The following is a 25,593-nucleotide window of genomic DNA, read 5'->3' on the forward strand; positions in this document are numbered from 1 at the left end:
TAGTTAGGAACACAGATTAATTTTAGAAATACTGAATTATTTAATATTCTATAAGAAACTGATTTTCAATAATATACTAACAAAATACCACTATGATCCCTACCGTTCATTTTGTTCATTTGTTAAAAACCAAAATCCAAACGTTCATTTCACTACGTATTTATTCATTTCAATCAGGGTCCCAGTATACCATAATCCATTAATTGTATACCCTTATGATAGATCTGTCCTACGACTTTATTATCACCTTACAAGCAGAGGTACTAAGGCATTTCGGCGTCGAGAATTTACAGCCTAATCAATGTAAGCATCTGACGCAGGCTATTCTTAACCATACCGGCAAACTGGTGAGCGAAACCACACTCAAACGTGTGTTCGGATTCGCCGTCACCCAACACAGCTTCTCGCGCTACACGCTCAACACATTAGCGCAGTATTGCCGTTACCGTGACTGGGAAGATTTCCAGTCCCAGCTCTACAAAAAGCAATTCCAGTTCAAACAACCCGTGCAGGAAAACTCGAAATGGGAAGACGTTCGCCGCAAAGCCACCGCCGTATCCCATTACACCATCCTCACTCTCCGCAACCGCTGCGGCATGCCATTTGAAAAAACCATGCCCCGCCAGTATTGCCAGCAACACATTGAGAAATTCCTCGAATCAAAATATTCCGCCACCTTCCTCATAGCCCCCGCAGGCTGGGGAAAGTCCACCGCCCTCGTTCACGCCGCAGAACATTACTGGTTCAGCCGCACACCCGCCTGCCCGCAGGATATCTGCTGGTTCATCAACGCTCATGCTACCGGAAGCCTCCTCCTCAAAGGATTCTCCCTTTCTTCATGGCTCGACAATCAGCTGAACCTCGGCAATGGCGACAACTTCCGGGAATACTTCTCTGCCAAACCGGAAGAGCGTTCCGGTAAACTCATCCTCATTATAGACGGGTTCGACGAAATTGCCCTCAGTGCCGATAAACTGAAGCTCTTATATAATAAACTGGAAGATTTCGTGTACTCCAACGATCTGCACCCCTGGGTGAAGGTCATCCTCTCCATCCGGTCGAGCACCTGGAGTGATGTGTTCCATCAATCTCACCAGTACCCTGCTTTCCGTAAGTTCTGGTACCTCGGTTCCGAAATGGATGAAGAAACCAATACCAATATCCCGGCGTTAACAGATCAGGAAGTGAAATCAGTATTGTATAACTTTGATTTCGACCCCGCTACAGTACGCCTCTTCTCCGATAATTTCATCCAGCGCCTCCGTCACCCCTACTATCTCCAGCTCTTCTGCCAGCTGAGTAATACGCCGGACCAATCGTTCGTAGACGAAAACCTTAGTCTTTTCGAAATCATCTCCCGCTTTATTCAGAACCGCGTATTCCATTCACCCGCAAATTCCTTTAAGATGCAGCTCATCGAAAAGCTGCTGGTATTGCTGGATATGGGAAGAGCCGGTTTATATACAGACAAAAGCAGCCTGCTCAACCAGAATGCCGATTATTTCCCGGCTTACAAGGAACTGCTGGCTGATAATATATTAGTGGAAGAGAATCTCAGTCAGGAAATCATGTTCAACGTGAAAGTCCGTTTTGCACATAATTTCCTCCTGGAATATTTCACGGCCATGAATTATGTGAACAGCCACAGCCAAACCGTGTCTGCCCGGCTGCTGGAAAAAGTGCTGGCAGATTTTCCCCAGAGCCCCTTCCGCATCTCCGTATTCAAATGGCTGTTGCGCTACGCCATCACCCGTAGCCAGGTAGATGGTATCCGAGATTTCTTCCGTTTGCCGCTGGCCACCAGCGAGAAAGCGCATTTGCTGGAGTATGTGGTACTGCACTACCAGCAGGAAGGCACCCATCAGGAACAACTTTCCGCTATTTTCCCTCCGGGTTACTTCCGCAAAAATCCGTTCGGCCAGTTTATTGCCGACGATTTCATGCATTTCAAAAAGCGGAAAGTGCTTAACACCTTACTGAGCATGGCTGAGTCGGCCGATGATAAGCTGAAGATCCGCTGCAATTTATTTGTAATGGCCCTGATGCAGCTGGATGCCGAACAATGTGAGATTGAGCTGTCTAATATCCGGAAGCTGTGTTCCGGCGAAAAGGCAGGAGATATGTGGATTACCCCCTACGAAGCGTTCCTGTTTATATATGAATACCTGAAATTCGGGCAAACCAATCCCGAAATGCGTGATAAGCTGTATCACTACGCATCCTGCTGGAACTTCTCTAACCACAAAACCTTCACTACCGGAGAAGAAGCCGTGTACCGGGCGCTCTGTTTCATCTTCCTCCTGCTGGGCGACTATCATCAATTGCTGTTATTCACCAGCCGGCTGTTTGAACAGCATCCGAGTATCCTTTTCAACCGTACAGACCCCTTCCGGCTCATGATGCTTTGCTGGAAAGCACAGGCCCACCTCAGCACCGGGGATACGGAACCTGCACGCCGCATCAGTACGCACGTGGAAAATGTGCTGAAACATTACCCTGCCGAGTTCTACAACGGCAAGCACCTCGAAACCCTGCAGAAAATAGTGGCTGCCCAGATCCATTTGCACGATCAGGAGTTTAACAAAGCCATCCGCGCAGCGGAATCTGCAATGGATATGGCCCACAAACTCGATTTCAAAATCTTCGCGCTGCTGAACTACAGCATCCTCGACCGGATTTATCACCAACTTAAAATGGATAAGCAGAAAAAGGATGCCCGGCAGAAAATGATCGTCATCCGCCAGAGCACTTCATTTATTCAAACACTGCCCGGCCTTGTAGAACATTAACGGGTTGTACCACAGATTTGGCATAATTTTGCGGTACTTATCCGAAATGCCCATCGATCAGAGCAAATACACAACTTTTCAGCACTTCCTCATGAACCTGCTGAGCCTGTTGATCATACTGCCCCTGGCTCCCTATCTCAACCGGTTCATGCCTGTTATTCAGGTAGGCAGCTGGCATATCGATCTCTTCGTTTCCGCACTGATCGTATTCCTTTTTACCCGCCTGCTCCTCTGGATATTCCGGCCACTTATTATTCCTGCTTTCGTATTGATGGCAGGTGTCCTCATTTTCAACCAGTTCACCGGCAAGTACTCTTTTGCAAATGTGCTGAACGATTATCAGGGGATGGTACAGGGCAACTGGGGAACAAAAGGCAACAAACAGCTCGACATCCTCAGCTTTTACCCCCGCAAGGTGGAAACCTATGTCGATAAAACCGTGCGCGGTATCCGGGAAAGAACCAATTACAAGGATTCCATTGTCCGGAACTTTTCTGTGGAACATTCTCTGGATTATTATGACGCATACTTCCCCAAGTACGGCCGCATCGTCCGTTACCTCTCGCTTTACCGCTATATTCGTGAACATTTCAAATACGTGAACGATTCCCAGCGCGACGAATACTTTGCCACCCCCATGGAAACCATCCTTAACGGAATGGGAGGCGATTGTGACGATCATAGCATCCTCATGGCCTCCTGCCTGGAATCCATTGGCGCACGTATGCGCATCGTACTCATACGCGGCCATGCCTATCCGGAACTGTATTGCGGGAATAAAGATGACTTCGAAACCATGAAGCAGGCAATTATCCTGTTATTCAACAATCCGCCTGTTAAAGAGTTATATTATCATGAAATGAAAGGCGAGTACTGGATCAACATGGATTATACCGCCCGGAACCCCGGTGGCAGATACCTGAACGATAAGGTATATGCCCTTATTGAGTTGTAACCATTAACAAATATTAAAATACTTTGCATCATGAAAGCAAACATTGGCATCAGCGAAAACCATTTGAAGGCAGTAGCAGAAAAATTACAGGTAGTATTAGCGGATGAACAGGTGCTTTACACCAAAACCCGGAATTATCACTGGAACGTAGTGGGCGACAACTTCTCCGAAATGCACATCTTCTTTGAGAAACAATACGACGAACTGGCAGAGATCGTAGACGAAGTAGCCGAGCGTATCCGTATGCTGGGCCACTACAGTACCGGGCGCCTTGTGGACTTCCTGAAGCTGACCAACCTGCTGGAACCTGAGTATTCCAACGTACAAAGCGAGCAGATCAAAAACCTGCTGGACGACCATGAAACCATCATCCGTCACCTCCGCGAACTCATTACAGAGTTTGCTGAAAAGCAAAAAGACCTCGGCTCCAGCGACTTCGTGACCGGCCTTCTCCGCCAGCACGAAAAAATGGCCTGGATGCTCCGTTCGTACCTTGATAAATAAGTAATCTTTGTAAACATAAAAAAGGAACCGTCGCACTTGTTTGAGACGGTTCCTTTTTTATGCTCCTATAATTGCATATTCACTACCCTACCCTGTAAAGCTTTTTTCAATATAAGACACTATAAGTTCAGGCTATCCAAATTGTCTGCTAATTGTCATGTGAGATACCTTTGAGTTACCTTTGAGCCACCTATAAGCCACCTTTAAGCTACCCTAAAGGAGGGTGGCTTATAGGTAACTTATATCTGCATCATACCTGGGTTGTAGATAATTTATGTTACATTTTTCTATTTTGTAGGCCTTAGGTTACAAGGAATGTAAAGGGAGGCAAACCAGTGGCAAAGAAAAAGGCCGCCTCAGACTAGTGAGACGGCCCTTCGGTTTTTATGCCTGCTTGCCAATTATTGCCTGTAAATGATGATCTCCACCCGCCGGTTCCGCCTCCGCCCCTCGGGAGTATCATTCGGGAACACCGGGCGGTGCTCACCCTCACCTTTAACCTGCAGGATGTAATCCCCCAGTCCTTTATTGCGCAGGTACTCTGCCAGGGAAGCTGCGCGCTTTTGCGAAAGGGCCAGATTATAATCGTCTTCCCCTGCATTATCAGTATGCCCGATCAGCGCGAGGGTAGTGCCTTCAATGCGGGGAATCTTCCCTACCAGACTGTCGAGCGATTTAAAAAGGGCCGGATTGAGTTCGTGACGGTCAAATCTGAACAATACGTCCGGAATGATCAGCGTATCTGGCTGTAGAGACGGTTTTGCGACAAGAGGCGCCATGGGTGCAGTATTTGTATCTTTGACACAAAAGGCAATCTTCACGAAATTGCGCCCTTCCCGCCCATCTTCCCCATCAGGATTATAAGGCGGGGCCTTACCTGCCGCCGTTACATCGATCTCCTCCTTGTTGAATCCGTATTTATTTACGAGTACTTCCCTGACTCTTTCCGCCTGAATAACGGATATCGATTTGTTGTACAGGCCGTCCTGTGGATAGTAAAACCCGGTAACTTCCACCCGTTGCCCCGTTTCCGGTTCATAGGCACGAATAATGGAATCTACCCGGGCCGCAGCCACAGGGTCTGCAGTGCGGCCGGCTGCCGTGAAAATATCTGCTCCCGGTACCCCGATATCTATACATTTCAATTTACGGTGCAGCCTGACGTGGACAGAATCGTCCCGAGGCCCAAAGAACTCGTCGGGTATGGTATGCCGGTCGATGCGGGTACGGAGTGTATCCATCACCAAAGCTGCTCCTGAACAAAGCGGGCCCGGTTCCAGTGGTTCAATACTGAGGGAATCTATATACAGGTATTCATTTTCCCCGCTTACCCTTGATTCCCTTTTCGCCATCACTCCCATGAGCAGATGCTGCCAGTTGCCCCCGGCGGTAAACTCTCTTTCCATCACCCAAAAGTTGGATTTGGGGAACTTCTTTTTGATATCAGGCTCACTCAGCTTCAATGTAGGCGGTATATTGGCAATGGCCTCGCCGTAATACCGGTAAGTGTATTTATCGGACAGGTAAAAATCCAGTTCAGGAGATGCAGCATTGGTACCTACAATGGCATAAATGCGGTAGCGCTTACCTATTTCAAGCGGGCACAGGAGCTTTGTTTGTGCATAGTTCCGTGCAAATGACTCGCTGCCCGCCAATAGCCGTATCATCTGATTGCCCGCTCCATTCTTGTTTGTGTGAAAATTATAAGTCATTTTCAGGGTAGTGGGGGCCACATTTTCCCAGCCCACCGGGGCGCATGGCGCTCTGTACTCCCTGCAGATATTAATCTCTTCGAAACTGGGATTCGGGACCAGGTTCTGGGCCAGCGCCCCCTGGTGGAATGGCAGGAGGGCAGGTAGTAAGCGTAACAGGGCAGACAGTCGCATTTTTCGCTTCATCAGCTTCCTATTAACTGAAAATCACTGCAAATATTATCCTCCTGCCTCATATATGACACAAATATGTTATACCCTTTCAATCTTAGGATTTCCCTAACATGCACCTCCCGTACCTTTATATCCTACAAACAATCTCCGGCCATTTTACGTTAAACCTACTGCACTCACACATTTGTAACCCTGTCTATTATTCATTTTTAAATCTTAAATGATGGAACAGTTATTTTCCGGGAAAGTGGCATTGGTAACCGGCGCAGGCTCCGGCATTGGAGAGGCTACGGCACTCCTGTATGCGAAGCATGGCGCTAAAGTAATCGTTTCGGATATTAACGTGGAGCATGGCAACAGCGTGGTGGAAAAGATCCGTACAAACGGGGGCGATGCACAGTTTGTTGCCTGTGATGTCAGTAAATCCGAAGAATGCGAAAAGCTTGTGAATGAAACCCTCAGGCATTACGGCCGTCTCGACTATGCCTGCAACAATGCCGGCATCGGTGGAGAAGCCGCACCGGTAGGTGATATGAGCACTGGTGGGTGGGACAAGGTAATTGCCATTAACCTCTCCAGTGTTTTCTATTGTATGAAATACCAGCTGCCTGCCATGCTGAAAAATGGCGGTGGTGCCATCGTGAATATGGCTTCCATTCTGGGCCAGGTGGGCTTCGCCCATTCCGCAGGCTATGCAGCAGCCAAGCATGGCGTGGTAGGCCTCACACAAACTGCCGGTGCCGAATACTCCTCACAGGGAGTTCGTATTAATGCGGTAGGCCCCGGTTTCATTGATACCCCACTGCTCCAGCAAATGGATAAAGCTGCGAAAGCGATGCTGGTTTCCAATCATCCTATCGGCCGCCTGGGCAGGGCGGAAGAAGTGGCTGAACTCGTTATCTGGCTTAGTTCCGACAAAGCATCTTTCGTTACCGGCTCCTATTACCCGGTAGACGGGGCGTACCTCGCCGTATAAATTTATCAGGACAGGGCAGGACAGTTGCGGCTACGCGGCTGTCCTGTTCTTTTTCCCTACCGCCCATCTCCCACAATCCCCGCTCCTCCATTATCCACCCTTCCGCTTAAACGTTTGTCTGTTTAATAACGTCTATCAAAGTGAACGGACCACGGAATTTCAAGTCCGAAAAGGGCATTACCATTTATCCCGTAAATCCTGCACAGGTGTAAAAGCCACGACAGGCGGGCGATGGAGTCGTATTTTTCGGCATCAACCTATAGATATTATACCTAGATGAGAATCACGCCAAAAAGCAGCATAGGTGCCGCTATCGGTATCCTTTGCTGGCTCGGATGTATGTTCACCTTTGAGGAAGCTTACGCACAGCAGCCCCCATCGAATAAGGACACGGAAACCGGTGCCATCAGCGGAAAAGTGCAACAGAACGGCAGTAAAGAACCGATCCCTTTCGCTTCCATAGCCCTGCTGAACGAAGACGATTCTACCGTTATCAACGGCGTTGCCGCCGATGAGAAGGGAACGTTTGTCCTAAAGCCGGTACCTTATGGCAGTTATCTCATCAGGGTAGCCACCATGGGCTTCACCCCTTATTTCACCAAAGTAAAACTCAACGGGGAAAGACCCCATTGGGAGCTGGGGACCATCATCCTCGAAACCGGAACCCGAAGCCTCAAAGAAGTGGAAGTGGTGGGACAGAAGAAGATGTTCACCATGAACAAGGATTCCATCATCTTCACCCCCGACGAAAACTTCCTCCCAGGAGGTACCGGTATGGAGCTGCTCGAATATGTTCCCGGTGTTACCATCGATGCGAACAATAATATCACTATGGAAGGGAAAGACCAGGTGCGGTTTTATGTAGATAATAAGCCTGTGGCGCAAACCGGCATGGATGCCAACAGCTACCTCAACAACCTGCCTTCCTTTATGATTGAGAGGATAGAAGTGCTGAAAGTACCACCCGATGCAGTAGATGCTGAACAGGCGTTAGTGGAAGGCCGCAACAATATCCGGTATATCAACATCATTACCCGCAAAGTGAAGTTCCGTGGATATTCCGCAGCAGTAACCGCAGGGGTCGACAGCCGCCGTAACCTCAATGCTAAAATGCGGTACAACCTCAACCTCGCACCCTTCCAGGTCACATATTTCAACAACGGCCAGTATAATTCCGACTCCAGCTATCTGCAGCGTGTCTACTTTCCGAAAACTGCGGGAGGCGACAGCTCCTATCTTTCCCAGAAAAACTTCCGCACCAGCTATAACTTCAACCACAACCTCAACACCCGGTATGAAAGGAAATTCACTGATAAGGAATTCCTCCGTGGTGCTGTAACCCTCGGCTGGACGGGCGATGGCAGTAACAGTAATAACAATTCCATCAATAGCAACGCTTCCCATAAACCTACCATGCTCAAAAACCAGGAAAATGAAAACAGGCGGAATGGCTATCGTGCCGTTACTGACTGGAACTATTCCAAAGAGTATGAGGAGCGTAATAAAAAACTGGAAGCAGGCTTCAACTTCACCAAGGCAGGTGGTACAGGAAGAGGGTATAATGATTACCTCTATCCGCTGACAGATGATACCTCTCTCCAGAAAAATGACCAAAGCAACGGTAACTATAGTATGCGGACCAACATTCACTTCCGCCAGCCGCTGGAAAAAGGTAAATATTATGATCTCAGTGGCGATGCATCCCTTAGCGGTTCTACCAACGAGAATATTGCGAAGCGCAAAAATGTGAACGATCATGAGCTGCTCGATGCTCCCCGCCTCAGCACCGACTATACTTCATTTAATCAGAACTACGCGGTTAATGCCAGCACGGGTAAGTCTAACCCCAAGCTGGGATACAATTTCACAGGCAGGTTCTCCTACAACAGCCAGCAATCGCGGGAAACATTTGCAGGTAACGAGTTCAACAATAAAACGTATGAAGTGAGGAGTTCTGTGGGTCTTAACTACAGTCCCTGGAAAGACCACAGGGCTAACCTGCGCTTCAATCCGGGAATCCAGTTCTTTAACCAGGAGGCACTGCTGGATTCTCTCCGCAGCCGTGTGCCCTTCAAGTACACGAACTTTGCCCCCGGGATGAACTTCACATACGATTACAAGCAGCAGCAGCTGTCGTTTAACTACTCCCGGAATATGGACCGGCCTACGCCCGACCAGCTGAACCCCTTCGTAAATACTACCGACAGCTTCAATATACGTACCGGCAACCCTAACCTGCGCCCGTCTTTTACAAAAGACTACCGCGCGGAGTACAGCATCCAGGTTAAATCGCATTCCATGAAAGTAGGTGTGGAAAAGCAGGATGCCGATGATATCATTTCGCGGTACACACAGGTACAGTACATCAACGATACCACTATCATCAATAAGAGCACATTCGTGAACCTGGCCTCCCGCCGGGATCATAATGCATACATAACACTTACTTCCCACTTCTTCAAGCCTACCAACAATAACAAAGGCGCCCTGCAGCTGAATATCAACGGAGGCCTTCGTTATTACGATACTAAAACCGATGGTGGGGAAGACGGGCAGGGGGCAGTGAGCGATAAATTCGCACATGTTTCCGGGTGGACGAGCCACCTCAATGTCTGGACGAGCTACCGCATCCGGGTGTTCTCCATTTCTGCGAACTTCCGTTATAACGGCCCGCGGTATTATGCCCAGGGCAAACAGGAAGCCCGTTTCGGGAGTGGCCTGAAAGGACAGCTGAACCTGTTTCAGCGGAAGCTTAACGTAGCGTTTTCCGTGGAAAACATTTTCGGATCTAGCGTAAGGAACTTCTATGAGCTTACGAAAGACTACGAGCAATTTTCCAACAACCGCCGCAATGTGCGATACCTCAGCCTCAATGTTACATACAACATCCGCAAGTTCACCAAGCTGGGCAAGAAAGGTCCGAAAGAATTCGAACTGGGAACGGAAGAGGAAGAGGGAGGCGATCGCGGAAGACGCCGTCCATAAAATTCTTTAACCACGAAGCGCCGGCATATTTGCATTCTGCAAACGTGCCGGCGCTTCTTCTTTTACAGAATGACTGGTGGGATTAAAGTACCATTCTGGATTTCAGTTCCAGGTATTTATTTACCACATTCACCGTCAGGTGTTCCGGAGCAGTAAGGAGGCTCATGATTCCTGCATGCGCCAGTTCCCGCACGATCTGTTTCTTTTCGTGTGCAAACTTTTGGGCTATCACCTGCATATAAATATCTTCTGTTTCCTCCATCCGCTTTTCGTTTACCGTTTTCAGTTCCGTGTTCTCGAAAAACACAACGAGCAGAATATGGTATTTGGCGAGTTGCTTCAGGTAAGGTAACTGCCGCTGCATTCCGGAGAGCGACTCAAAGTTGGTGAATAACATCAGGAAGGAGCGCTGAGACAATGAAGCCCGCAGGTGTACACCCAGGCGCTCATAATCAGTTTCCATCCAGTCTGTACTTTGAGCATAAAGCTGATCCAGTATTTTGCTGAGCTGTATTTTCTTGTTACTGGCAGGGAGTACTTCGGTTTGCTTACCCGTAAAAGTAATCAGTCCGGATTTATCCCCTTTCTGCATGGCCACATTACTGAAAACGAGTGTGGCGTTAATGGCATAGTCGAGCAGGGTAAGGCCGCCAAATGGCATCTTCATGGTGCGGCCTTTATCGATCACACAATACACGAGTTGGGAACGTTCTTCTGTATAGCTGTTCACCATCAGGTTACCACGGCGTGCGGTAGCTTTCCAGTTGAGGGTGCGCACATCATCACCACGGATGTATTCTTTAATGTGATCAAACTCCATGCTGTGCCCTATCACCCGGCGGCGGTGCACGCCCAGTTCGTTCAGTTTATGCTTGATGGAAAAAAGCTCAAAGTTGCGGAGCTGCATATAGGAAGGATACACCTTTACCGTTTGGGCAAGCGGCTGCGTAATACGGCGGCATACGAAACCAAAAGCGCTCCAGACATATACATGCATATCCCCGAATGCATATTCTCCTCTTTCTACCGGGCGCAGCGTCATCCGTAGCTGCGCATCGCCTCCGGCACTGAGCCTGAACGGCAAAGTATAATCTCTCCGCTGAAACTGCACAGGCAGTTCATCCATCACTTCGCCCCATACAGGAAAGCCGTACCTGCTTTGCAGCAGGTATTGCACAGGGTTTTCGTCGCCATTGCTGAAACGGTCGGCCATTACCCGGCTGGCCTGTATTGGCTTGCGCGGCGCATACAGGATGAAGATATCCACCAGCAATAATGCCAGCCATACCGCTGAGCCTATCAAACCCAGCAGGTAAGCAACCGGGAGGAAGAACCCGATGATGAATACAATTACCAGTATCCCCAGTGCGAGATACAGGCGGTTGCGAAAGAACAGCGATTGATAAAAACGGAGTAACTGCATGTTATCTGGGTACTTCTACAGCTTTGAGAATTTCACCGATTACTTCATCAGGTGTAATACCTTCCATTTCACGCTCTGGTGTGAGGATGATACGGTGGCGTAATACATGCGGAAGGATGTACACCACATCATCGGGCGTTACGAAATCGCGGCGGTTCATTACTGCCACGGCTTTGGCGCAGTTCATGACTGCAATGGAAGCACGGGGCGATGCGCCGAGGTAAATACCGGGGTTGTTGCGTGTCTGGTTTACCAAAGCTGCCACATAACTGAGCAGTTTTTCTTCCATGATGATGGTACGCACTTTCTGCTGCAGGCGTATAACGGTAGATGCGCTCACCACCGGCTTCATATGTTGTACGGCCGCATGATCGCCCCCCTGTTCATTTGCCGACTGTAGAATGCCTATTTCATCCTGCAGGGAAGGGTACTTCACCTCCACTTTGAAAAGGAAACGGTCGAGCTGGGCTTCCGGCAGGCGGTAGGTACCTTCCTGCTCAATGGGGTTCTGTGTGGCCACTACCATAAAAGGAGCATCCAACTGGTGCGATACACCATCGTTGGTGATTTGCCTTTCTTCCATTACCTCAAACAATGCTGCCTGTGTTTTGGCCGGGGCGCGGTTGATCTCATCTATCAGGATGATATTGCCGAAAATGGGACCTTTCTTGTATTCGAATTCCTTGCTTTGCGGGTTGAAGATGGAAGTTCCCAGCACGTCGGCCGGCATAAGATCAGGGGTAAACTGAATACGGGAAAATTTAGCGTCGATAGTGCCTGCCAGTAATTTGGCTGCCAGTGTTTTAGCTACTCCCGGTACGCCTTCCACCAGGATATGCCCGTTGGCCAGCATTCCCGTCATCAGCAAGTCTATCAGCTGATGCTGCCCTACAATTACTTTGGCGATCTCGCTGCGGATAGCTGCAACGGCCTCATGGAGGTCGGCCAGATCGGTACGCGGCTCAAAGGTGTTAATATCCATTATTTCGAATTTTGATAGAATTGATTGATGCTGTTATAAAAGTTATGTAAATATTCATCATCGACATGTCCGCCCAGGCGCACGTCCATCACCATCTGCATCATGCCTTCGATGAACTCCCGCGGATGTCCTGATTTACGGGAAAGTCCTGTAATAAACTCGGCATTGATCTGTGCGGTATTCAGGAAGTAATGCTGGCGGATATATTCCAGCAGGTGCTGGGCCATTTTCTGAGCCAGGTTGGTATTGTTATGATGCAGGTAATACAGGCGGCCGAGGGTTTCTGCGAAGTCAAGCGAGTTATTACGGAGCTTCGGCATATCAGGGATAATGCGCTGGCGGCGTTTGCTTTCGCTGAAGATGTATAGTCCCAGCAACAGAATGCTCAGCCAAAGTGCCCATTTTAAGGGCGGGTGTTTGAGCATCACCTGCATGTCGGAGAAGTTATCAGAAGTACGTGGCGATTTCTGGTATTTGTAGAACTCATCCCAGTACACATGATCGGCATGCATACGCAGGTAAGCCATTTGCCAGCCCAGGGCCTGCACATTATCATTCTCCAGCAGCCAGGAGTTGGTCCATGCCATTGGATTGAGCAATATGAATACCTGTCCTTCCCCGTATTGTATGCGGAAGAAGTTAGGCTGATGCTGTGCATTATTGCCCAGTACCGTGATAACGGCGGTATCGCTTTCCTCCAGTAGCAGATGGCCGTTCATTGGGAGGCCTTTCCCGGAAAATACCGTATCGGGAGCAAAGGCTGGATTCACGAAACGCTGTACGGCAGATGAAGGTTCTACTTCGAAAGTTGACTCTGATGTTTTGAAACCAAAGGTTTTCTCCAGCAAAGAATCGGTGCTTTCAACGACCAGTACAAGCTGATTACCGTTGTATACGTAAGATGCCATGTCTTCCGCATCTTTTTCTGTGAGGTGAAGCTGAGTGGCTACTGCGATGTAAACAGAATTATTGCCTTCGAGGTTTTTGGTTTTGCGGTAGGTATAAGCGAAAGGGCGTGTTACCCTGCGTGGCTGGCGGCCGTTGAAATAACCGTCGAGCAGGGAATAAGCGGCTTTACAGCCATAGGCAGTTTCGTTTTTATTACCATAATGCACTGCTGAACGGATATAGCGCGCGTCCTGCCCTTTGCTGAGTACGGGGGCAGCAAAATGCCCGATCCCCATCAGCATCAGTACAAACAGCACTACGATGATCAATATCAGCCCTATGATGATGTTGCGGTTTCTCACTGCGGTTGATTGGATAAGGAATGTTTAAAATCGTCGAAAGCTGCGTATACCCGGCCGAACTGTAATTCGCTGAGCGGCATCTTCCCGTACCACACATATTCATATTGCAGTGTGATGGCGGCAAATGACTGATGAAAAGCGGTACGCCCCAGCTCACGGAGGTAATCCATGTTCGTTTTATCTTTTGTTCTGGTGATCAGTCCGGCGCTTTCCAGGAGCTGAAGGGTATGCAGGTATCGTAAACGCACTGCCTCCCGCAGCTGCCCCGCACTTCGTGCCATGCGGGCCATCTCTTCCAGATCCGCTTCTGTAACTTCTTCTACTGACTCGCCGGCCAGAACCTTCTTCTTAGACCGCCATCTGAAAACGGGGATGTCGTTCTTATTCATGAAGAGGATGATTGCCACAATCAGCAGCAGGCCCAGTGAACTAAAAAATGCAATGCGGATGTTATGAAAATTCTCTGCTGCCCATGCTGCAATATTCTTCAGCCATTGCGGCCTTCTGTCTCCCGTAGGTTTAAAAGGCGGATATTGGAAATCTTTATCGTTCCGGATTTTTGCCAGTGCTGCAGAATCGGGATTACGCGGGGTGAGGCGCATCTGCGAACTTTCATCAAACCCATCAACTGGCTGGCGGTCGTATAGGGAATGCGGGATTAAACCATGCCGCATTTTATCTGCCATCGTCATATCTTCTTCATCCATTACCACATCTTCCCCATCCGTTGCGTTTAGCATTCCTGTATCGATGGCAGATTCTGCCATATCATCATTGGGTAATGCAATATTATCTGCATCAGAAGAGTCGAGCATCCGGTATTCCATCGTATCGGCCTGCCGGGATGGTTGTTGTCCCAGAGCATTGCCACCGGCTGCCAGCAGTAAGAGGAGCAGCGCTGTCTTCAACATATTCATGCGGCGGCTGGTTTAATCAGTTTGCTGTCCATATCGAGGCGGTAACCCATTTTCTCCACACGGATGGGATACCATACAAAATACCAGAACATAAATAAAGCCGAAGCTGCAAGGATGAAGATGCTGAGTGCCATGGGCATTCCGGTATGCCGGGTCACAAAGCTTTCGAGGAAGGCAGCCACTATAAAAATGGGCACTAATGCCGTGATGATCTTTACGCCTTCCAGTGCTCCCCGCTTGAGGGATTCCTTCCTGGAATAGGTACCGGGAAACAGGAGGCTGTTGCCCATAATTACCCCGGCACTACCTGCAATTACGATAGAAGAGATCTCCAGCGTACCATGTATCCAGATTACCAGAACGGATTGCAGCCCTAGTCCTTTCGCAAAAAACATATACTGGAACGAACCCAGCATGATACCGTTTTTGAACAGCACCCATAATGTGCCTGCCGAAAAAAGTATCCCGCTTACGAAGCAGAACATGGAAACACGGATGTTATTGAATCCGATCCGGAGCCACATCAGCCAGGGATTTTCATCTTTATATACCCCGAAAGGATCACCGGCGGCAATGTTCTCTTCCGTCATATTCACATAATCATCGCCCAGCACACCACGGATAAATGTATCGTCGTGCGCCGATGAAAATGCGGCCAGTATGCAAAACAGCAGGAAATAGCAAAACGTAAAGAGGAAAATACGATGATGCTTCCGGATAAGCAGCGGCAGCTGATATCGGAAAAAGTTACGGAAGCGGTCCTTGTCGCCCTGATGGTCGCGATATATACGCTGGAAAATGGCGGCGGCCATCCCATTAATATACCCGGTCACCTTACTATGTGCGTAAAATGTTTTGGCGTAGGCAAGATCGTCTACGAGGGAAGTAAACCGTTCTGCCATCACATCCGGGTCTTCGGTGGGCTCTTCCCGGATTTTCTTCCAGCGGACAAGGTTACGTTTAATGAATGAAGATTCTCTCATGCGGTACCGGAGATAAAAAATAACGGAGTGAAAATATAATAAATTTTAAATTTGATTATGCCTAATATTAAAATCCCTACCGTATTCAACATAGACCTTGAGTTTGAGGCTGCCGATATGGGCAGGCGCCTTGTGGCTTACCTGCTCGACCTGCTGATCAGGGGGGCGTATGTTTTAGTGGCACTTTACCTGATTAATAAAGCAGATTTCGATTCCCAGACCAATAATGTGGTATTAACCCTGGTGATCGGCATCCCAATATCCTTATATTATCTCATATCCGAACTGCTGATGCGGGGCCAGAGCCTCGGTAAGCGGATCATGGATGTGAAAGTGGTGAGCCTCATGGGCAATGTTCCCAGCATCAGCCAGGTACTGCTACGCTGGATGTTCCGCCTGATCGAGTCCCCGCTGCTGTCGATGCTCCTCATCGGCGCTATCCTTTCCGAAACATCGCCTTTTACGGCGCTGATGGTACTTATCATCGGGATGATTCCAATTGTGATGGTGTTACGCTCCCCCCTCAACCAGCGCCTTGGAGATATGGCCGCAGGCACCATCTTAGTGCGTACCCGGCAGCGGCACAGTCTGGAGGATACCATTTTCCGGGAAATTGCTCAGGATAATTACCAGGCCACCTTCCCCCAGATCCTTCGCCTGTCTGACCGTGACCTGAGCAAGATAAAATCAGTGATTGACAGTACGCAGCGGAGTAAAGATTACGTAATGGCAGAACGTATCTCCTTCAAAATCAAAGAAGTACTGCAAATTCAAACAGAAATGCCTGCGCTGGAGTTCCTGGAAACGCTGCTGAACGACTATAACTACCTTGTTACCCGGAAATAATTCTTTTTCCACCGACCCAACCTCCGGACAAAAATGGGATGTCTATACCATCATAGCGTCCTTGTCCACCCATGATTCACATATCAAAAATCCGGTACAACCGTTACCGGAAGAATTTTCCGCCTGGCTGGAAGGCTGCAGGCGGCAGGATCGTTTGAGCCAGGAGCGCTTGTACCGGCATTTTTACGACCGCATGATGATGGTTGTAAAGCGGACATTTCAGGATCAGGACGCAGCTGTCACCATACTCAACAATGGTTTTCTGAGAGCATTTACCAGGATAACACAATTTAACGGGACCGGGAGTTTTGAGGGCTGGCTCCGCCGCATTATGCATCATTCAGCGGCCGATTACTTCCGTCAAAACAAGCTGCGGCTGCAGGCTGAAACATCTTTACCTCCGGAAACGGAGGTACATGATAAAAACGAGCCCACAGCATACCGGGAGCTGCTGCAACTGCTGCGCTTTTTACCACCGGCCACACGGATGGCGATAACCCTGTTTGTTATCGAGGGGTATTCCCATAAAGAAATTGCCGCGATGCTGGGTATCAGCACCGGAACATCCAAATGGCATGTTTCCGAGGGAAAGCGGTTATTAAAAGAATTTTTGATCAAACGCAATGCGTAACCGTCTGCCAGATATTGAACAAATGCTAAAAGCGGCCGCTGCAAGCCAGGTAGCGCCTGTTGCAGACCTTTCTGAAAAAGAAGCGTCCTGGGGTCAGCTGTGTGCCGCATTGGACACGATTTCTGATAATACGGGGGCTAAACCGGATCAGGCATCAGATCCGCATTCTGGAGGAGGTAACTTGCTGATGTTGGTAGAATCCGTGGTACTGGCAGGCCTTACCGCTGCAACTATATGGCTGCAGACAGGGCATTACAACCCTAAGGCAGGTTTGACTCAAAACATACAGGCAGTGGGTGAGGAAATTCCTGTACCACGGCTAGCCAAAGTAAGCAGTGCTCCGGAAGAAGCAAATACTTACAATGCGCGCATCAATATTACGGATTCCGTGTACACTTACTTCCCGGTTTCGGGCCAGTTGCACAAAACGCCGCTTCAATTGCCATTCCTGGTAGTTGGAAATCCGGTGAATAAATCCGGTAACTATGTGTCAACGCATATTACGGCTACTGAAACCACTGGATTGTCAGCAGATAATTCAGGTAATACGCTGAACTTGCAGACAACGGTTACCCGTAATTATCACGCTCATTTTCATAGACAGACTCTGGTCCCCGCCGGATCCGGACTTCCCGGTCAGGAGAAAAGCAACAGCATACGGCAAGAAAATAGTAAAGCTTATGCAGGGATCCCGTTGAACCCAACAAGCCTGCCTGCCGATTCTGATACCTTGTTCACGGACAATCAGCATTCTTCCGGTAGCTTTTCAGCCGGAAATTCCACTAACATGCATATTGGAAAGCAAGCCGTCAAAGGAGCCGGCTGGCAACTCTCCGCTATAAACCGCAGGCCTTCACTGCAACTCCCTTCTATTATCCCACCCTATTATCCCCTTTTTACCCCACGCACTACCAATGATTGGATTCCAGTACCGGGTAGCATCAGCATTCGTGCTATGGGAACTTTTGCTTCGGGGAACACATTCGGAGGCGGATTGATGGCTGAATATACACTTCCACTCAGGGAACACCTGTTGCTCCGCCCCTTTGCCGGAGTACAATTTCTGACGGGCAGTTCAGCTGATTTTAACTTCCGGTACTTTAAACTCAATCCCCCCGACACAGGGGCTTTCATTAAGGCAGACAGTGGTACCACCCGTTATACGGTACGTAATACGGCCTATATTGTTGCCGGTGCCCAGGTGGTGAAGGAATGGCGTAATTGGGAAATATCGTCGGGCATCAGCCTGCAATACCGCGCTTACCAGGCCGGAAAGGAAACCACATTAATACTTTCCACCACCCCTATTCCTGTAAACGCAGATGTTAAAGGAACACCCGTATTCCGAAAGTCTATGACGCCGGGACAGGCAACGTTGGGTTGGCACGCCGGCATAGATTACAGGATCACATCACTCTTGCGTGTTGGCCTGCAGTATAATATCCGTCTGCTGGAAAGCGGCGCCAGTGGCGAACTGAATAGCCCTGCACCATCCTATCCCGGAAAGCATTCGATATCCCTGCATCTTCGATATTACTTCCGGAAAAAAGGGCGCTGACCCAACTTTCATTACCGTTCTCCACGTCTATAAGGTTATTAAAACCTTTTCTCCATGAAAAAATCCATGCTTTTACCCTGCATGCTGTTTGCCTGTATGGGTGCCCTGATGGCCTTCGGTGGCAGCGGAAACATTTCCGGTAAAACCCGACCGGTAACCATGTATGAGAAAGACTCTTTCCCGCGCGACTCTTTCCCCTGCGACACGTTTCCCCCGGATTCCTGCCCCGACACGTTTTACCTCCGCACACCTGTCATAGCTGCAGTAATCAGCGCGGAGCTGCAAACACCGGTGTTTGAAAGTATTCCGGCAACGCATTAACAGCGCAATTTCCAAAAGTAAAAACGGGCCGGGAACAAAAGTTCCGGCCCGTTTTTCGTTTCATTCCTATAATGGAGTAACCTAATATCAGAAAGTGAATTGCCCGTCGAGATACACGCCGCCGTTGTTTCCTGCTTCATCTAACAGGGTAAGGTTAGCGCGGTATCCTGCACGGATGGCGCCAATATCCTTGTATCCCATTACTTTGGCAGGGTAAACCGTTGCCATCCGCACTGCTTCCTCCAGCGCAATGCCGGCATGCTGCACACAGTTGCGGATACCTTCCGCCATCGTAATAGCCGACCCGGAAAGGGTTCCGTCCGGCAACGTAAACCGGTCGTTCTGCCGCACATGCGGATAAGCTCCTTCGCTTTTCTCAACAGCGTCGGTAATAAGGAATAGTCTTTCTCCCATTATCTTTTTGCTGATGGCAAGTGCTTCGTAGCTGACGTGAATACCATCGGGTATTATGCTGGCGAATGCGCCGGACTGATAAACTGCTCCGGGCAGGCCAACATCCCGGTGATGGAACGGGCTCATGGCATTGAAAAGATGGGTGGCGGTACGGATACCTGCACCAAACCCCGCCATGGCTTCTGTAAAAGTGGCATTGCTATGGCCTGCTGAAATTACTACACCATGATCAAGCAGGAGCTGCAGGATATCAGGCGTACACATTTCAGGAGCGAGGGTCATCATTTTCACCGTGCCGTCCGCACGCTTGAGGAGAGCTTCCACTTCTTTACGCTCCGGCTTCCGGATGCAGTCTGCAATGTGAGCGCCACGCTTCACCGGGTTGATGTATGGGCCTTCGAGATGCAGGCCCAGCACAGCAGGGTGCGGGTTATTTTTAACCACATCCATTGCAGCCTCGAAAACATCCAGCTTATTGGTGGCAAGGGTGATGAGGAAGCCTGTAGTTCCTGTTTTTACAAGTCCGGCAGCCATTTCGTATAAAGCAGCGGAGGAGGGGGCGTCTGAAAACAGAACACCTCCTCCTCCGTAAATCTGCAGGTCCAGCAATCCCGGCACAATGGTCATGCCGGGGTGATGGATAATATAATAATCAGATGGAATGCTGTTTTCGTTGACCAGTCCCAGTATTCTTCCGTTCTCCAGCAGCAGGGCCTCGCCTGTGATGTCTTTAGTTCCCGTCAGGATACGGGCCTGTGTGAGCGCTAACAGCATTGTTGAAACGTTTGGTTTGGATTACCAATCCTTGTTCTGCACCAGCTTGTAGCCTCTGTCTGAATAGACTTTGATCTGGTCAGATGGGATTGGATCCAAATATACGCGTGCGTTGTCAAATTTCCTGTGTGCGAGGACAGAAACTGAGGGAATTATGTAGCCTTCGTCTGCACCCGTGAGCGTAACGTCTACTAACCACGATGTACCATTAGGCTTCAGCCATTCGGAACGCTTGATCCAGGCGCCACGGTTGATATTAGGACGCAGCTCTGTATCGAGATAGTGCAGTTTCTTCCACCGGCGGAGATCATCGAGGCGGAAGCCTTCCATACTCAGTTCTACACGCCGCTCCCGGCGAATCTCCCAGAGGATTCCCGAAACATCGGCATCACGAGCCGGATCGTCGTACACCGCCCCACCTACAGCTGCTTCGGTACCATTAACCTGTAACGGAGGTACCCCTGCACGTGCGCGCAGCACATTGATGGATGCATCCAGTTCTGCCTGCGTAATATTCCCCGTTTCGGCACAGGCTTCCGCATAATTCATCAATACTTCTCCATAACGGATTACGGGAGCATCCGAATCATTAGTATTACTTGCGGCATTGGGCTTATCGCGCAGCGCATCATTGAGGAATTTCCAGGTGGCATATCCCGAAGTAGAAACACCGAGGTTGTTGTAACGGCCTTTGGAACCCATGGGGCGCAATTCCGGATTGATGGTCTGGCTCAAACGCAGATCACGGTTGGCAAGTACATCAGTTATGGTTTTATCACCCTGATACCTGGGGGAGAGTGAAATGGGGAGACCATCGTTGCAGAGATAGGTTTCCACCAGATCCTTACTTACACCGGTTTGCCCTTCTGCATTTACATAGCTCATCATAGAATGGGTAACCATGCTGGTTACATAAGAGCGGTACATGATGATCTCTTTATTGCCTGCGAGATCAAGTGCGTTGAAGGATTCGCGGTATGGATGTGAGAAGGAATATCCACCACCATCGATCACCTGTTTGGCGGCCCATTTGGCCTTACCCAGGTATTCTGCTGCTTTGGCGGCGTTATTCAGGTGATACTTCTGCCATGTGCCTTCAAACAGCATGTACCTCGACATAAAGGAAAGTACCACCCATTTGGTGACGTTCAGCCCTTTTTCTCCATCCACCGCTCTTACATTGGCAGCAGCGAAATCAAGGTCTTCCAGTACTTTATCCATTACCAGCGTTCTGTTGTCGCGGGGCTTGAACAGTTCTGCCAGCTCAGTAACATCCAGTGCCCGGTCGAAGTACGGTACATCACCATAACTGTTCACCAGGTTGGAATATGCGATGGCGCGGAAAAAACGGGCAACGCCTACCCAATGGTTTTTGGTAGCAGCGTCAAGCTTGTCCATGGCGCTTACCCTGGCAAGCATATAATTCGCATCTCGCACTTTCGTGAAGCTCCATCCGCTACTGCTTACAGGTACCTGTTTAGTAAAAGCATTTGGTGTAGTGGGCGAAAAATCATCGTTCAGGCCTTGCCCGAGATAGAAATAATTCCGCCAGGTATAACCTGTTCCGAAACCGGAAAAGTAATCCGGATAAAAGCGGTATGCGAAGGCCCGCACATTGGTTTCACTGGTCCAGAACGTATCATCTGTCAGTTGATCCTTAGGCAGCCTGGTGAGAAAATCCTTGTTGCAACCAGCCACGAGGGTGGCTGCAAGCGCGAGGGTGAATATTTTAAGTTTCATATCCTGTCAGATTTGAGCGAATTAGAAAGTAAGTTGAACACCGGCGGAATATTCCTTACGATAAGGATATACCCGCCCGAAAGTAGCCCTGTCGGTTTGTTCCGTGGTATAATCGATTTCCGGATCAATGGGGATATCGAGCTTATCGAACGTAACCAGGTTTTCACCAGTCAGGAATACTCTGGCTGATTTAAATCGGGCTTTACTGATCAGCGACTGTGGCAGACGGTATCCAATCGTGAGGTTTTTCACACGGAGATAACTCATATCCAGCAGATAACGCGTTTGCCGGTTGAAGTTGTAAATGCTTTCGTTCTGAGCATGGTTGGTAGGGCGAGGATAGTAAGCACCGGTATTAGCAGGCGTCCAGTAATCCATCTGATACTGGAACCAGGCTTCCGTGTCACGGAATCCGGGGATGGCAATGGGACCGCCAGCCCAGTAATCACGCTTGCCTACACCCTGCAGGAAAACGCTCAGCTCAATCCCTTTCCAGTCTGCCCCTACACGAAGGCTATACTGATAGCGCGGGGTTGAATTACCGATCACATAGAGATCGCCGGAGTCATCAACTGTTTCTCCACCCCAGTCTACCTTACCATCGCCATTGCGATCTACATACTTAACATCGCCAGGGCCGTAATAGAACCAGGCGCTGCCTTTCTGAAGAGCCGACTGATCAGGGATACCGCCTTTAGGCTCCCAGCGGCCATTGGCACCTACGGTGAAATCACTTTCCTGGAAAATACGGTCAGTTTCGTATCCCCAGATCTCTCCGATCATTTTACCCTGGTAGTTACCATACACGTTTCTGGAAGGATTGATGTACTTGGTGAGCTGCTCGCGGAAATCGGTTATGGATGCCATGATATTAATACCCAGGCCATTTTCGAAACGTTCGCTCCAGTCAATAGCCAGCTCCCATCCTTTGGTTTCCAGTGTGCCATAGTTCAGCTGCGGAGCACCGGTACCGAGGGTAGCAGGTACGGCTACGGTGGGCCCGATCATATCGTTGGTTTTCCTTGAATACCAGTCGAAGGTTACACCCAGCCTGTTGTCGAGAAAGCGGGCATCTGCACCAAAGTCAAGCGTGGTAATTGTTTCCCAGGTCAGTGATTCTGAAATGAGGCCCGGAACGGTAAAGGTCAGCATGTTGTTGCCGCCAACCAGCCAGCCGGAATTGGTGGAGGAAATGGTAGGGATAAACCTGGAATAAGAGCTGCCCAGCTTCTGGTTACCCACTGCTCCGTAAGAAGCGCGGAGCTTCAGGAAAGACAAGGTAGGCTGCAAGCCCTTCAGGAAATTTTCTTCTGTAGCCACCCAGCCTGCAGAAACAGAGGGGAAGAAAGCCCACTGGTCTTTCCGGGGGAACCAGGAAGAACCATCGTAACGGGCGTTTACTTCAAAGAGATATTTGTTTCTGTAATCGTAGTTGATACGGCCGAAGTAACCATTCGTAGCCCAATGTCCTGCATTACCGCCTACAAACTGGTCTCCAATTGCCAGGGGAATTTCTCCGAGGTTCTGGTCAAGCATCCCTTTCCTTTCGGAAGAATGCATGCCCCGCTGATACAGATCCGCATCCATACCTGCGAGTACTTTGAAGTGGTGGTTCTCTTTCAGATCGTAGGAATAGGTAGCAAATGCGCGGACGGTATGCATGTTATTGTAACTGGAAATATATCTCACCAGATTGTTGGCCGCAGGCTGGAAGTTGTCTTTATACGTCAGCGAGCCAGACCAGAAGTCGATACCCGATGTGCCGCCACCCACTTCGTGGCTACGGGTATTGGTTGAAGAATAGGTATAATCCACATCCAGCGTCATGCCTTTAAACGGACGGATGGTGGTACCGATCTGCACCCTTTGGAAGGCGGAAGATAGCTTATCCATGTTAGCCTGTTGCAGTTCGGTAACCGCACTGCGGAAAGGCTTGCCCTGGTATGTTCCGTAAGGGTATGTGCGCGACCAGCGGTACAGGTAGTACCATGGGCCGTAAGTAGCCGCAGTAAAATTAAACGGCGTGCGCAATTCTGTCTGGGAGAACATCATTTTACCCCGGATATCCATCCAGTCGTTTACGGTGGAGTTGATATTGAGAGAAGCATTGTATCTGTCGAACCGGTCAGTTTTAAAATTCAGCATACCGGTTTGGTTGAGATAACCCAGACCCAGATGATATTGCGTTTTCTCGCCACCGCCGCTGAAAGAAAGGTCATGTTTCTGGAGGAAGGCATATTTCCGCAGGTATTTCTTAGCGGGATCCCATTGCCGGTAAGGATAAAACTCACCGTTCTTAATCTCGAAATCGCGGCCTTCCACCATTTCATCATCCAGGTTCTTATCACCGTATTGTTGCTGCCATTCGCGGATCTTGCGGATGCTGCCGGTATCATGTCGCATACCTACCAACATTGGGAGTGAAACCAGGTTGGGGTTCTGCTGGGTACGTCTTGTTGTTGCCAGAACGGTTTCCACCCATTGCGCTGCATCTGCCAGTTCCGGCATTTGCGTAGGCTTGCTCCAGGAGAGTGTATTGGAATAATTAATGGCTGATGGTGCGCCTTTTTTGCCGCTCTTGGTGGTAATAAGCACAACACCCCATGCGGCGCGTGCACCATAGATGGACGTGGAAGCTGCATCTTTCAGTACGGAGATAGACTCAATGTCCTGCGGGTTCACCATCTGCAGACTGGGGATTTCCACGTTATCTACCAGGATGAGGGGTTGCGTACCGGTACCGCCGTTATTGAGTGATCCTGTCATACCGCGCAGGCGGATGTTAGGGTTACGGCCGAGGTCACCACTTGAAGAAGTAATGGTTAAGCCGGGAACAACGCCCTGAAGGCCGCGGCCTACATCAGATATAGGGCGTGCTTCCAGTGAGCGTTTCACATCTACAGTAGATACAGCACCGGTGAGGTTTGCCTTCTTCTGAGAGCCATAACCTACAATTACTACGTCTTCCAGCTTACGATTGTCAGCTTTCAGCACGATGGAGAGTGCAGCATTACCGGCTACAGTATGCTCCTGCTGGATTGCGCCAATAGAACTGAAAACGATCACTTCACCAGTGGAAGCCTGGAGGTTGAAAGCTCCCGAACCATCCGTATAAACACCGCGCGTAGAACCCTTTACGCGGACAGATACACCCGGCATAGGGCCGCCCGTTTCATCCAATACCTTACCCCGTACGGGCTTCAGCGTGTCCGCCACTACGGCGGGCTTCTGCTGAACCACAGGAGCGCCATCGGGCTGAGGCACGATCATAATGGTGTTCTCCGAATAACGGTATTCCAATCCCGTTTGGGTAAGCAGGGAGTGCAGCGTGGCGCTCACACTACGGGTGCCCATAGGCATAAATACCCGCTGATGGCGCAGCACTTTCTCTGTCGCAAAGGCAACACGGAAACCGGAGAGTTTCTCCACCTGTACCAGCGCTCTTTCCAGCGTGATATTGGTGGCTTCCATTGTGATTTTCTTATCATCCAGTGCCTGGCCCTTTAAAGGAGAAGCTACCAGAAATTGTAGCCCCATTGCCATGAACAGGATGAGTGAGAGACTAAACCTCATAACAAAACGCATTTGCGTGGAATAAACCGCTTTGTACAGTAACGGCATAAGCCGGCCAGTAGCAAAAACCGCTGATTTTTGCATAA

18 protein-coding genes are annotated in these 25,593 nt (G+C 49.5%); 9 read left to right on the top strand and 9 right to left on the bottom strand.

What is annotated here, in order from left to right:
- Positions 1-215: 215 nt before the first annotated feature.
- The 3 genes from DEV76_RS04065 to DEV76_RS04075 are packed head-to-tail and all read left to right on the top strand — an operon-like array spanning position 216 to position 4,248.
- Positions 216-2,789 (top strand): NACHT domain-containing protein, encoded by a 2,574-nt coding sequence (locus DEV76_RS04065; protein WP_109695424.1) that lies wholly within the window; start codon positions 216-218, stop codon positions 2,787-2,789.
- A gap of 28 nt (positions 2,790-2,817) precedes the next feature.
- The gene (locus tag DEV76_RS04070; protein WP_232826872.1) at positions 2,818-3,744 is read left to right on the top strand and encodes a transglutaminase-like domain-containing protein; all 927 of its coding nucleotides are present in this window, start codon (positions 2,818-2,820) and stop codon (positions 3,742-3,744) included.
- A 30-nt stretch (positions 3,745-3,774) separates the two neighbouring features.
- Positions 3,775-4,248, top strand: coding sequence for a Dps family protein (locus DEV76_RS04075; RefSeq protein ID WP_109695429.1), 474 nt, complete (start codon positions 3,775-3,777; stop codon positions 4,246-4,248).
- 401 nt (positions 4,249-4,649) lie between these two features.
- Here DEV76_RS04075 and DEV76_RS04080 read toward each other — a convergent pair whose 3' ends face one another.
- Positions 4,650-6,146 (bottom strand): OmpA family protein, encoded by a 1,497-nt coding sequence (locus tag DEV76_RS04080; protein ID WP_109695431.1) that lies wholly within the window; start codon positions 6,144-6,146, stop codon positions 4,650-4,652.
- Positions 6,147-6,357: 211 nt separating this feature from the next.
- Here DEV76_RS04080 and fabG point away from each other — a divergent pair, with 211 nt between their 5' ends.
- Both fabG and DEV76_RS04090 read left to right on the top strand, forming a co-directional pair.
- Positions 6,358-7,110, top strand: coding sequence for a 3-oxoacyl-ACP reductase FabG (gene fabG / locus DEV76_RS04085; protein ID WP_109696624.1), 753 nt, complete (start codon positions 6,358-6,360; stop codon positions 7,108-7,110).
- Positions 7,111-7,386: 276 nt separating this feature from the next.
- Positions 7,387-10,095 carry a TonB-dependent receptor gene (locus tag DEV76_RS04090; RefSeq protein WP_109695432.1) on the top strand — a complete coding sequence of 903 codons (2,709 nt, stop codon included), beginning with the start codon at positions 7,387-7,389 and terminating at the stop codon, positions 10,093-10,095.
- Positions 10,096-10,177: 82 nt separating this feature from the next.
- On the opposite strand, the gene DEV76_RS04095 is transcribed toward DEV76_RS04090, so the two are convergent.
- The 5 genes from DEV76_RS04095 to DEV76_RS04115 are packed head-to-tail and all read right to left on the bottom strand — an operon-like array spanning position 10,178 to position 15,650.
- Positions 10,178-11,518: a DUF58 domain-containing protein gene (locus DEV76_RS04095; RefSeq protein ID WP_109695434.1), complete on the bottom strand. Its 1,341-nt coding sequence runs from the start codon at positions 11,516-11,518 to the stop codon at positions 10,178-10,180.
- A gap of 1 nt (position 11,519) precedes the next feature.
- Positions 11,520-12,500 carry an AAA family ATPase gene (locus DEV76_RS04100; RefSeq protein WP_109695436.1) on the bottom strand — a complete coding sequence of 327 codons (981 nt, stop codon included), beginning with the start codon at positions 12,498-12,500 and terminating at the stop codon, positions 11,520-11,522.
- Complete coding sequence (locus DEV76_RS04105) at positions 12,500-13,750, bottom strand: DUF4350 domain-containing protein (RefSeq protein ID WP_109695438.1); 1,251 nt, start codon at positions 13,748-13,750, stop codon at positions 12,500-12,502. Before DEV76_RS04105 ends, DEV76_RS04100 begins: the two co-directional genes overlap by 1 nt.
- Positions 13,747-14,667, bottom strand: a complete 921-nt coding sequence (locus tag DEV76_RS04110) for a DUF4129 domain-containing protein (RefSeq protein ID WP_109695440.1) — start codon at positions 14,665-14,667, stop codon at positions 13,747-13,749. Before DEV76_RS04110 ends, DEV76_RS04105 begins: the two co-directional genes overlap by 4 nt.
- The gene (locus DEV76_RS04115; protein WP_109695442.1) at positions 14,664-15,650 is read right to left on the bottom strand and encodes a stage II sporulation protein M; all 987 of its coding nucleotides are present in this window, start codon (positions 15,648-15,650) and stop codon (positions 14,664-14,666) included. Before DEV76_RS04115 ends, DEV76_RS04110 begins: the two co-directional genes overlap by 4 nt.
- Positions 15,651-15,707: 57 nt before the next feature.
- Between DEV76_RS04115 and DEV76_RS04120 the strand changes: the two genes are divergently transcribed.
- The 4 genes from DEV76_RS04120 (at position 15,708) to DEV76_RS04135 (ending at position 19,006) form a co-directional block, all read left to right on the top strand.
- Entirely contained in the window at positions 15,708-16,496 is a 789-nt protein-coding gene (locus DEV76_RS04120) for an RDD family protein (RefSeq protein WP_109695444.1), read from the top strand.
- Entirely contained in the window at positions 16,480-17,127 is a 648-nt protein-coding gene (locus DEV76_RS04125) for an RNA polymerase sigma factor (protein ID WP_157962706.1), read from the top strand. The genes DEV76_RS04120 and DEV76_RS04125 overlap by 17 nt, the downstream gene beginning before the upstream one ends.
- 787 nt (positions 17,128-17,914) lie before the next feature.
- Positions 17,915-18,685, top strand: a complete 771-nt coding sequence (locus DEV76_RS25845; RefSeq protein WP_157962707.1) for a hypothetical protein — start codon at positions 17,915-17,917, stop codon at positions 18,683-18,685.
- A gap of 54 nt (positions 18,686-18,739) precedes the next feature.
- Positions 18,740-19,006 (top strand): hypothetical protein, encoded by a 267-nt coding sequence (locus DEV76_RS04135; protein WP_109695451.1) that lies wholly within the window; start codon positions 18,740-18,742, stop codon positions 19,004-19,006.
- 87 nt (positions 19,007-19,093) lie between these two features.
- Here the strand turns inward: DEV76_RS04135 and nagA are convergent, their stop codons facing one another.
- The 3 genes from nagA to DEV76_RS04150 are packed head-to-tail and all read right to left on the bottom strand — an operon-like array spanning position 19,094 to position 25,507.
- A complete protein-coding gene (gene nagA / locus DEV76_RS04140; RefSeq protein ID WP_109695453.1) occupies positions 19,094-20,194 on the bottom strand; it encodes an N-acetylglucosamine-6-phosphate deacetylase in 1,101 nt (366 codons plus the stop codon).
- 21 nt (positions 20,195-20,215) lie between these two features.
- Positions 20,216-21,934, bottom strand: a complete 1,719-nt coding sequence (locus DEV76_RS04145; RefSeq protein ID WP_109695455.1) for a RagB/SusD family nutrient uptake outer membrane protein — start codon at positions 21,932-21,934, stop codon at positions 20,216-20,218.
- Between the two features lie 21 nt (positions 21,935-21,955).
- A complete protein-coding gene (locus DEV76_RS04150; protein ID WP_198651939.1) occupies positions 21,956-25,507 on the bottom strand; it encodes a TonB-dependent receptor in 3,552 nt (1,183 codons plus the stop codon).
- Positions 25,508-25,593: the final 86 nt, after the last annotated feature.

It is taken from the genome of Chitinophaga deserti (assembly GCF_003149455.1).
Classification (GTDB): Bacteria; Bacteroidota; Bacteroidia; order Chitinophagales; family Chitinophagaceae; genus Chitinophaga; species Chitinophaga deserti.